At 60.9% G+C, this 11130-nt stretch carries 5 protein-coding genes; all 5 read left to right on the plus strand.

The window, feature by feature from the left end; all coding sequences use genetic code 11:
- The first annotated feature begins 594 nt into the window (after nt 1–594).
- The 5 genes from dpdE to QT386_RS02605 are packed head-to-tail and all read left to right on the plus strand — an operon-like array spanning nt 595 to nt 11117.
- Nucleotides 595–3870: a protein DpdE gene (gene dpdE / locus QT386_RS02585; protein ID WP_289272169.1), complete on the plus strand. Its 3276-nt coding sequence runs from the start codon at nt 595–597 to the stop codon at nt 3868–3870.
- On the plus strand, nt 3867–6416 hold the full coding sequence (dpdF, locus tag QT386_RS02590; RefSeq protein WP_289272170.1) for a protein DpdF: 2550 nt from the start codon (nt 3867–3869) through the stop codon (nt 6414–6416). Before dpdE ends, dpdF begins: the two co-directional genes overlap by 4 nt.
- Nucleotides 6413–7321: a protein DpdG gene (gene dpdG / locus QT386_RS02595; protein ID WP_289272171.1), complete on the plus strand. Its 909-nt coding sequence runs from the start codon at nt 6413–6415 to the stop codon at nt 7319–7321. Before dpdF ends, dpdG begins: the two co-directional genes overlap by 4 nt.
- Nucleotides 7318–10395: a protein DpdH gene (gene dpdH / locus QT386_RS02600; protein ID WP_289272172.1), complete on the plus strand. Its 3078-nt coding sequence runs from the start codon at nt 7318–7320 to the stop codon at nt 10393–10395. The genes dpdG and dpdH overlap by 4 nt, the downstream gene beginning before the upstream one ends.
- A complete protein-coding gene (locus QT386_RS02605; RefSeq protein WP_289272173.1) occupies nt 10392–11117 on the plus strand; it encodes a hypothetical protein in 726 nt (241 codons plus the stop codon). Before dpdH ends, QT386_RS02605 begins: the two co-directional genes overlap by 4 nt.
- Nucleotides 11118–11130 lie beyond the last annotated feature (13 nt).

Below are 11130 nucleotides of genomic sequence, written 5' to 3' on the forward strand. Positions count from 1 at the left end.
GAGGATGTTTTGTACGCCAGCCAGGATTGCGTGTGGGGATGATGCTATGTCTGTTATCAGAACTTGAGTGGTTGTTGCCGAGGCCTTTCGCCCGGGTCTAGGCGCCGGCCCAGCAATGGTCTATAGGGAGGCTCCCTCAGGCGTCCTTTCCAATTGGTCACCCGGTGCTGCTTCTGGTAGCGGAGGTTTGGTGGGCGTCGAGTTAAAAGCCTTCTTTGCCCAATAACCGACAGGAGGGCGCGGTACCCGTAGCGCGGTGCAGACCCTGGGCATGTAACTCGACGACACCTTGTAACGCTCGGAGACTTTGAGCACGGGTTCTGCCAAACCTGTTCGTATAGTGCTTCCCGGCTCGATCCTCAAAAAGTCCGGCTAAATTGCGACTTCTGACCTTGACACTCGTCCAATTGGCTGTTGCCTGTCGGAAGGTCGACTGTTGTATTTGGTTGCCCCCTCGCGTCACGAGGAAATGGTGGCAATGATGGACGTTTTGTCATATAAATCAGACAGTCACAAGATTCCTAGTGTGCGTCAGAGGTGATCTAAGCAGTTCGAGGCCGCAAAGACTTAAAGGGGGCGCGGTGCGAGATTGGGATGACTAACACCACGGAAGTTGAGGGACTTCTCGGCTCTTTCGTCAGAGTAAAGAATTCGCCCTATCAAGAGGATGGGATCGGAAAGCTCATTCGGCTTGAGCCCGGGTATGGGGTTGTCGCCTATTTCGATGTGCCCGACGAAGTCGAGCCAACGGAGATTCGAGTCCCTCTTACAGTCATCAAAGAGGTAGCTCTGCCGCAACAGACCCGCGTTTTCTGGCTGGATGGACCCTCCGGTCATTGGCAGGTCGGACGTGTATTGGAGGGTGAAGGTTCCCAAGTCTTGGTCCAGTTTCCCAACGGTCGGCATGCGAATGTCCCACGGACGGAGTTGCAGGTCCGTTGGGGGCATCCCATTTCCGATCCTGTGGCCTTCCTAGCTCGTCGAGTAGTGGAGACCCCCCTCTTTGCAGAGGCTCGTTCGCTGTTCATGCAGGCGGTTATCGGGCAGCGAGCAGCGAGCCTCGGTATGGGAGCCGTACTTTCCTCGAACATCCAACTCGCCGACTACCAGTTCAATGTCATCCGGCGCGTCCTGCAGGATCCGGTGCAGCGATACCTATTGGCCGATGAAGTCGGTTTGGGGAAGACGATCGAAGCCGGGGTCCTTATTCGCCAATACATGCTGGACCAACCCCGGACTGCCAGGATTCTGATTATCGTTCCAGTTCCGCTCGTGGCGCAGTGGAGGCAGGAACTGGCAGACCGCTTCAATCTCGCGGCTTGGTTGGACGACTATCTCCTGGTCGTTGGGTCAGACGATCTGGACTTAGTCGAGAAATACCTCCCAACCACAGGCCTGCTCGTAGTAGACGAGGCACATCACCTGTCTCGGTTAGGCGCGGATGGTAGGAACGATCTCTACGACCGACTGCGGGCACATGCTCCAAAGGTGCCGCGACTTCTGCTGCTGTCAGCCACACCTGTGCTTTCTGATACCCCGGGATTCCTGAGGGTGCTCCACTTGCTCGATCCGGTCGTTTTCCCTCTAGACGATCTTTCAGGCTTCGAGAGACGCCTGCAATCTCGGCAGGTGGTTGCTGAGATCGCGGCAGCGCTGGTCCCGGAAAACCTGCTGTCGATGGAGGATGAGCTCGACCGACTACAGGGTGCGTTCCAAGACGACAATACACTGCACAACCTGATTGACGCACTGCGTCCCATCGTCCAGCGCTTGCCAGAAGAAGACGACGAAAGCTTTATCGAGTCCCTTGCGGCGCTACGATCCTATTTGACAGAAACTTACAAACTGCATCGCCGCATTCTGCGCAACCGTCGCAAGTCAGTGCCTTGGGCAACGCCAAGGCGCAGCGGCCTCGATATCGTGGAATACGACTGCACTCTCACGGGAGAGCGGCATCGTGTCCTGAACGACCTGCGGGTCCACCTGATCAACTTGGACGCTCCGCCTAGCCTGCTACAAGCGCTGTTCAGAATGGCGGTGCAAACCACCGTCTCGCATGACATGCCAGGCCTTCTGCAGGAGCACGGTATCAACGATGTCGATGCTCTCGCTATTGCCCGGCGCCTTGATGCGATCGTCAGGAAGGTACGCGCCGATGCAGCGCGTGTCTCGGTTCTCGTGCGCACCGTCACTCGACTCCTGAAGGCGCCGGGGCAGCAGGTTGTCGTTTTTTGCGACCAGGAGGTCGATGCCGACTTGGTGGCCACGGAACTCATCAAGGCGCTGCCGGGAGATGTTGTGCAGCGGCACAAGGTGGTAAGTCGAGATGAGGCTGATCTGAATGAAGAGGCATGGCGCGCATTCCTGCGAAATCCCTCTCGTTGTCGCGTCCTCGTATGTGACTTTCGTGCCGAAGAAGGCCTCAATCTTCACGGCGGTCGGAAGATCGCGCTGCATTACGACATGCCGCCGGCGCCGAACCGGATCGAGCAGCGCCTGGGGCGCTTGGATCGCTTCGGGGCTGGCGATGCTATCGGCTCGGTGGCGTTTGCCTGCCGTGATGACCAAGATGAAATGTACTGGCTCAAATGTCTGGACGAAGGCCTGGGAGTATTCAAGGAATCGATCGCCAGCCTGCAGTACCTACTGGAAGAAACGCTACGCGCCGCAAAGAGCGCATGGGCGGGAGAGGGCACAGAGGCTCTCCGGCGGTGGCGCGACCAGTTGGCCGGGCAAGACGGCTGGGTTGTCCGAGAGCGGCGCCGCATCGATCAGCAGGATGCCCTCGACGCACTCAGCGAGATGCAGGGCGGAGCCTTCGAGGAACTCGAAGCGGCTGACGATGATTGGAAAAGTTGGCGGGAGGCTTTCGACGGGTTCGCCGTTAAAGCACTTCAGTTTCAGAAGCGCCAGGAGCCTTGGGCCGACGCGTTGCCTCAGGGCGAGCAGGTCTTCCGTCTCGCCTACAGAAGGGAAGGCAAGTCCCAAACCTTAGTGACGCTTAGCTCTTTCGTCACGGAATTTCTTGGGACGATCGATAGGGATGCCCCCGAAAGTTCATGGCGAACCCCAACGACATTCCCCTACTCGTTCAGGCGCAATACGGCCCTCACTAGGACGGGTACGGCACGGAACGTCAGGCCGCTGCGTTTCGGGGATGCACTGGTCGAATCGCTTATGGCCTTCTGCGAATCCGACGACCGCGGCCGCGCCTTCGCCATGTGGCGCCACTTGCCGGGCTACGAAGCCGGCGATGCTTGCGGCGCGGATCTTTATTTCCGCTTCGACTTTCTCGTGGAAGCCGATATTTCCGCCGCAGGGCGCCACATGGAGGATGAGGCGTGCCTAGCACTAAGGCGGCGTGTCGACGGCCATTTTCCTCCTCGGTTCCATAGTGTCTGGGTCACCACAGATGGACAGTGCAGCACCGAAGCGCCGGAGGTCATGCGCTCGCCCTACAACAAGGCTGCGCCGAAGCCCGGTGAGGGCCGCGACTACAACCTAAATGCGGAGAGATGGGCCATGCTGGGTAGGCAGTCGCGCATCCCTTGGATTCTGGACTGGAGCAAGCACTGCGATGAAGCTCGCGCCAAGGCACTGAACTTTCTGGCGCGACTCGGAGAGGTCGAGAGCCGTATTGAGCAGGGCGTCAAAGGGCTGCGCGCGCAGCACAATGCCCGCGTCGCACAGTTGAGCGCGCGAGCGGCGCGCCTGACGGATGGGCTACGCGACGCGGAGTTGGTAGAACTTGAAGCCGAGAATGCGCTGAATCAAAAGCTGCTCGCCGCCGTGAGGGCTCCATCCTTTCGGCTGGATGTGGCGGGGGCCAGCTTCGTATCCCCCGAAACACCATTCATCATCAGAACGTGAGCGAAAACTTCGACTATCCGGCGCTGATATCCATCCTGTCCGAGTGGCCCCGTGAGGCCATTTCGGAGGGCAAGGCCGAGAATCCCCTCATGGAGCGCCTGCGGCAAATCCTGCTCGGGCTGCAACGTGGCGCAAAGGTGGGACGGCGCGATCTGCCGCCCTTGCTGCGGCAAGTACAACTCCTACGCGCGGCGCATTCCGGGCAAGTCTCGTGGGTTCGCGCACCGCTCGGTCTGAACTGGCCCTCGGCGTCCGACTGGCGGGACGCTCAGTTCGACGTCATCGATGAAGGCACGATGATCAGGGTCTGCGCGAGATGGCCGCGCCTGGCCTTCCTTGAAGGCCAGGAGGACCTGTTCGACGACTCGTTTCGCGGCCTGCAGGCGCGCAGCGACCATCGCGTCCCCGGCGATCCGTTGCTGCTGCGCAGTCTGGGATTGTCTACCTATACCGGCGAGGGTCAGCGAGAGGCGGTGCGCGCCCTGCTTCATCTGCCATCCTCTGACACGCTTATCGTTAACCTTCCCACAGGCAGTGGGAAAAGCATAATTGCGCAACTGCCACCACTACTCGAGCAGGAAGGAGCCATGACGCTCGCTATCGTGCCGACTGTGGCGCTGGCAATCGACCAGGCTACGCGCGTGAGCAAATTGCTTGCCGCGCGATTTCCTCATCGCGAACTGCCTCCGCTGGCCTATCACGGTGGCCTAACGCCAGAGGAGCGGCAGACTGTATGGCGGGCAATCAGTAGCGGCGCACAGCCCATCATCTTTACCTCGCCAGAGAACGCCGCAGGCTCCCTGAGGCGAGTGCTGGAAGACGCCGCAGCCGCAGGGCGTCTCGGCCATGTGGTCGTGGACGAGGCACACCTAGTCATCGGCTGGGGAAATGGCTTCCGGCCAGCCTTCCAACTCCTGCCGGCCCTAGTGCGAAGCTTCAAAGAGAAGGCTGGCTTGCGGTCCTTTCGCGTAGTGTTGGCATCCGCCACGCTTACCGCATCTACGACCGAGACGCTGCGCCAGCTTTTTGGCCCCCGAGAAAGGACCTATGTTGTCGCTGCTGTGCACCTGCGGCCGGAGCCACGGTATGCATTTCGGCGCTGTGACGGATCCCAGCCGCGGGCCGCACAGGTTCTTGAGGCTCTGCTTCTGGCTCCCCGCCCATTCATTCTTTATGTGACGCGGCCCGACGAAGCCGATTCCTGGATGCAGGCGCTGCGTGCCCAAGGGTATTCACGCGTGGACCAGTTCACGGGGCAGACTCCCCCGGGCCAGCGCGAAAAACTGCTGCAGGCTTGGTCCTTGAACGAGTTGGACGGCATGGTTGCCACCTCGGCCTTTGGCCTGGGCGTCGACAAGAGCGATGTGCGGACTGTGATCCATGCCACTCTCCCCGAGTCGTTGGATCGCTTCTATCAGGAGGTTGGACGCACAGGTCGCGACGGAAAGGCCAGTGCCAGCCTGTTGCTCTACACCGCCGAGGACATGGAGCAGGCGCGAGGCATGGCGGGTGAGACGCTTATCCGCGACGACTCCGGGTTCGAGCGCTGGACGCTGATGATCGACCACGCAGAGGCCGATTCTCGCCTAGAGAACACCTACTGGGTGGACCTTACTCGGTTACCGATCCACCTCCATATCGAATCCCGAGCGAACGTAGCCTGGAACGTCCGCACGCTGACCCTGATGGCGCGCGCGGGGATGATCCAGTTGGTGTCGCTGATGGGCGCATCCAACGATAACGGTGAAACGCCGACAGACACGGCGTCGGCTACGAGGGCGGCCGTGCGCATTCTGGATCATGGGCACCGCAACTCTGCCAACTTCGCGTTCCGCATGCGGGAGGCGCGCGATGAAATATGGCGCGCATCGGGCAGAGGTATCGACACCATGGAAGCGGTCGCCGGGATGCGGACGGAGGTATCCAAAGCCCTAGTGGACACGTACTCCTCTACAGGTGCGAACTGGTCGCCAGTGACCCAGTGCTGCGGCGGATGCCCATCCGATTGGAATCGTCGCGAAGAGAGCGCGCGGTATCGCTCTCCCAGGGCTATCAGGCTCGAACGGTTTGCCCCGAGAGGGATGACGCAGTTCCGGCGGCTAGGATTTGCCATGGCCAGCCCGCATCTGCTGGTCGTCGACATCCCCGGGGATAGTCGCTTCGATGACCACTGCAAGGCGATTGCAAGGATTCTGGCAAGCCAGTGGCGGCCTCATACCTGGGCACTGGAATCGAAATTTCACGAGGGTTTCGCCAGGCCCCTGTGTAAGATTCTCGAAGACATTCCGGGAGACACATCCTTCATTGATGTGCTATCGACGGAAAGGCCCCATGAGTGGCGGGGCAGCGAAGGAGAAGCGCGGGTTCTCTTCTTAGGCGCCGGGTGCGGCGTTTCCCTGCCGGACGACCTGTGGCTTTCTCGCTCCGAGTTGGATGTCCTGGTGATCCCATCCGACACAATTAATCCGCATCACCCGGGGCGCCGGTTCATTGACACGACGCGGCATGTCCACGCCTCTGATTTCCTGGAACGCATCACGCTATGAGCCTGCTCAATTTGACAAACGATGGATTGCCCAACGTCTTGGTCGTCCTGTACGCCGCCGTGGCGCGCTCTCGGTCGACGATGAGCCGCGACGAACTCCTGGAGAGCGTTTCGCCGGCGGGCGTGGTGGACGACGATGGAAAAATGGCCCGTCAGACACTGAATCGCTGGACCGAACTTGGTCTCTTTCGGGATGACGGATCGGCCATCTCACTCGCCCAGCCTCCCTCACGCGAGTGGCGCGACGAGCGGGAGTTTTTAGCCTCGGTCCGGAGCGCTGCCCGCCGATGCGCCCTTTCGGAGGCCAATAACGGCGATCTCTGGGCGCACGAGAATGCTAAGGCTGCCGACTTGACGAGGTCGCTGGCGTGGCTTCTGGCCCAGGACGTCTACCGCACAACATTCTCCTCGCTTGAGGATCTCGAGTTGAAGCAGATCGCCGATCCCGAGGCACGCCTCATGCGGAACGACACCCGGCGCAACGGTCTACAGGTCTGGGGCCATTTCCTTGGCTTCGTCCATCAACCGGGCGGCGGCGACATCGATCCGACGACCGCGGTTCGCGAGGTCCTGAACGACTGCATCCAGCCTGGCGAGGATATGCCGGCGGTAACCTTGATCGAGCGACTGGCGGAATCTCTGCCGGTGCTCGACGGCGGAGGGTGGCGGCGTGCCGTGGAGGCTCGTCTTTCGTCGCAGGCCCTGCCGACGATGGCGGAAGGACAGTTGTCGACTTCTCTGTCGAGAGCGCTCATCGGTCTGCTGCTGGAGGAAGAACTACGCTTCGAAAATCGTGCCGACGTTGGTAGCAGCATCGTCTTCACAGGCAGGGACGGATTGCGTTCGGACTACCGGTACAGTTGGGTAAGGCGCGCCAAACCCATCCTTGGGGGGAAGGGACGATGAGCCTCGACCAATACTGGCCATCGCTGGCAAACATAGACAGTTGCATTCGTACGGAAGCCGAGACGATTGATCCGGCTGTGCTCCTCGCTGTCCATGAGCCTGGCCCCCTCAGGCTCCGCTCTGCCCTCGGTGCGTCCGAGGAAGCGAAGACCGAGAAGGACCTGCTCGATGCCCTACTGCGGCCCGCTGACGATGGAAGCACGGTGGTGGTGGCCATCACGGGAGACTCGGGCGTCGGAAAATCGCACATGATCCGATGGCTGCATGCGCACTTGGAGCGGCATCCGCGACGTGAGCATCTGGTCGTGGTTCTCGTACCCAAGACGGCAAGCCTACGACAGGTCGTGGAATTGATACTCGAGCCGCTCGAGGTCGGTCGTTACCAGAAGCTAAAAGGAGAACTTTCGAAGGCTGTAGAGACTCTGGGGCTCAACGATGCCAGCGAGATGCTGGCCGCAGCTCTTGGGAACGAGTTGGAACGGAAGTATCGGGAGGGTATGCAATCCCTGCGAGAAAACCAGAACACTGCGGACCGGGTAGCCCGCGAGAGAGTTGATGCAGCTCGTGGATTGCGACATGTTCTAAGGGACCCCGGCGTCCGCGACAGGTGGTTCGGTGAGGTTCTCAAGCGGATCGTCAGGCAGGCGATTGAGGGAGGAAGCGAAGCCGACACGGGCAAGCTGCGTCGGTTTACGCCCGAGGACCTACAGGCTCCGGATGACTGGGCGGCAGATTCGGCCACGGAAGACGCCAGGCGATACCTGCAGCAATTGCAGGCGAACGATGGATCCCGCCGCCCCACAGCTGCAGCCGTGCTGCAGGATGTGCTGGATCCTGCTCTGCGCGGCGTGTTCCGCTTTTCCGAGGCTCTAGGGCAGCGCACCATCGAGGAAATTGTTTCTGATATTCGCCAGGAACTTCTGACCGAGGGCAAGGAACTGGTTCTGCTGATTGAGGACTTCGCCGCCCTAGCAGGAATACAGCAGCCCCTGCTGAATCTGATGATCGCCGAGAGCGATCACCAGGGGCGTCGCATCCGTGCCCCGCTGCGCACCGCGCTGGCTGTGACCGATGGCTTCCTCCCGAGCCGGCAGACCATTCTGACCCGTGCGAAGCACGAATGGATCATTCCGAATACGGCGGCGTCGGAGGAGGAAATCGTCCTCCGTTACATCGATATGGCCGGGCGCTACCTCAATTCTGCGCGCTGGGGCGCACAAGCATTGCAGGAACAGTATGCCGAAGGGGCAAATTCCGGGCTGAATAGCTGGGTGAAGGCTTACAGGGAGCCTCTGTCAGCAGACGAGGCCGAGATGCTCGAGGCCTTTGGCAGGAGCCGTCATGGCCACTCTCTTTTCCCACTGTCTCGGGAGTCGATCGAGGCGTTGTGCCGGAAGGAGTTGCGGCAAGGAAACAGGCTCCTGTTCAAGCCCCGAGATTTCATCAACAGCGTTCTGCGCGACACGTTACAACTGCGTCCAGAGTACGTACGGCGGGCTTTCCCGCCATCCTCGTTTAAGAACGCCGTACCCGCAGCAGCAGTCGAGTACAGCCTGAGGGCGCAGGCCCTGTCCCAGTCGGTGAAGGACCGCATGGCGCCGGTGATTGTGTACTGGGCAGGCAACCCGCAGGATCTGTCCGGACCCGCCCGCGTTCCCAAAGGCATATTCCAGGCCTTTGGGCTGCCATGGCCCTACCAGGGCGAGCGCGTCGTATCCGCCCCGCTACCACCGGTCGCCCCCCCGTTGCGCGACAAGCCGGTGGTGGTTCAAGAAGGAACACAGGCTCCGGTCTCGCCAGTGCCGGAGGAGAAACCTGGCACGCCAGGCTTGCTTGAGCAGATCGAGGCTTGGGCGGGCGGTGAAAGACTCCCGCAGGTCCAGGCGAGGCAGATTCGTCAGTTGCTTGTCCTCGCGCTCAAAGATCGCTTCGATTGGAACGCCCACCATATGAGGGCAGCCTCGATCGAGATGGGGCAGATTTGGCTTCCATTCGTCGCCGCTGGCAATCCCACCGCTGACCCGAAGTTCATCGCGGGGGAGGAGACTCGTCCGCTATCGGCGACGCTGCGCGCCGGCGTCTTGGCGCTGGATCGCTGGTCTGCCAATGCTCGTAGCTGGGACTACCCGGGTTCTGAGGATGACTACGCGCCGGCGCAGCAACTGCTGGACCATCTGGAAAAGCAGGTCTCGATATGGTTTGCGAAACAGGCGCAACGACAGGCGGCCGTTGCCCTGCGGACCTTGCATCGCCGGGCCCTGATGTTGCGCCTGTCCAAGGCAGCAGAGCCGGCTTTGCCCCGGCTTGTCGACTACTGTGGCTCGCCCGAAACGGCCCCGCCGCAGCCCGAAGATGGAGATCAATCGCCGGCTGGCATGATCATGGCGGCAAGCGCGAGGGCGGCCAAGGCTCTCCCGGAACTCCGGCGTGTGCTCTTCGATTCTGTGGGATGCTTTCAGGGCACTGGTAGCCAACTCTTCGCAATCGATTCGTATCGACTGCGCCTGGCATGGAAGGCGGAAGAGGTACTGGACGATCCGCTGCAGATCAAGGCAGAACTGCAACTGGCCCGCGAAACGGCGAATGAACTCTGCGGCGCTCGGGCGCCGGCCCTGGTCAACCGCTATCGGATGGCGGTGGAAGCGATGGTGCCAAAGATCGCCAGCTTTATCGGGTCGGATGCCGAGGAGGGCATCGTCCAGTCGCTGCGAGATCTCGTAGGCAAAGGCCACAAGATGGGCGTTTTCCCAGGAGACTTTACATTGGCCAGGGCAAAGCGCGAACTGGATTTTCTCAGCGAGGACGCTGCCAAGGCGATCCTGCGTCGGGTTGCGGCGTTCACCCCGCCGACAGAGGACGCCTCGCTTCACAAGCGGCTCGCTTCCTGGGCGGAGTGGGACATTCCGGTACTGCGTAAGGTGCTGGAGGCACTGGGGTATCTGAACGACCTGCTGCAGGCCCTCGAACGTGCGGCCAAAGCGGAACTCAGGAACCTGGGAGGGGGCGACGTGGCGGCTGCCGTGGCGAAGCTGAAGTCCGACCTTGAGGTTCTCGCCAAGGAGGCCGGAACATGACGACTATGTTGCAGCGCGCCCAAGCCGTCGGCTCGATGCTGAGCGACTTGGAAAACGAACGCCGCAACATTCATGTGCGCGGCAAACTCGAGTTGAGGACCCAGGAGTGGAAGGTGCGGCGGGACAAGTTAGCCGCCGCACAGCTAAAAGCCGAGTGGGTTGAGTTTGCGCCCGAGCAGGCGCCTCCAATTGCGGAAAGCTGGAATCAACTACGCCGGAATGCTGGGGAAGCGCTGTCCCGGCTGGAATCCGGCGATGATGTATCGAAGCTAACCGAGGATCCTCTCTGGACCCGGCTCCTGGGGTCCGCCGAGAATGCGACCGGACTTTTGAATGCTGCCGTGAGCGAGGAGTGGCGCAGGTTCGTCGACGAACTGGGAGCCTTGGAATCCCCAGAAAAGCTCGAGGCTACTCTGCCGAAGACACCAGCGAATCGGCGCGTGCTCCAGGCCTATGCACCTGGGTACGCGGAGTTTAGAAAACTGGCCGGGCAGGAGATGCCTCGAAGCCCAGGCGACAAGGAGAGCTTGCGCCAAGCGATTTCGGGTAGCAGGGAAGTGCTTTCCGGTCTGGAGCGGAACGTACCCGAGGAGGTGGAAAATTTCTTCCGCGCGATCGATGCGGGTAGCGCAACTCTTTCGCTCATCACTCCCAGCCTGCTTCGTTGGCTCGAAGCCAACGGCCAACTCGACAATTATCAGGTCAGGGTGCCCACTCGATGACTCTTTCGACAGA

The organism is Solimonas sp. SE-A11, assembly GCF_030345715.1.
Lineage (GTDB): Bacteria > Pseudomonadota > Gammaproteobacteria > Nevskiales > Nevskiaceae > Solimonas_A.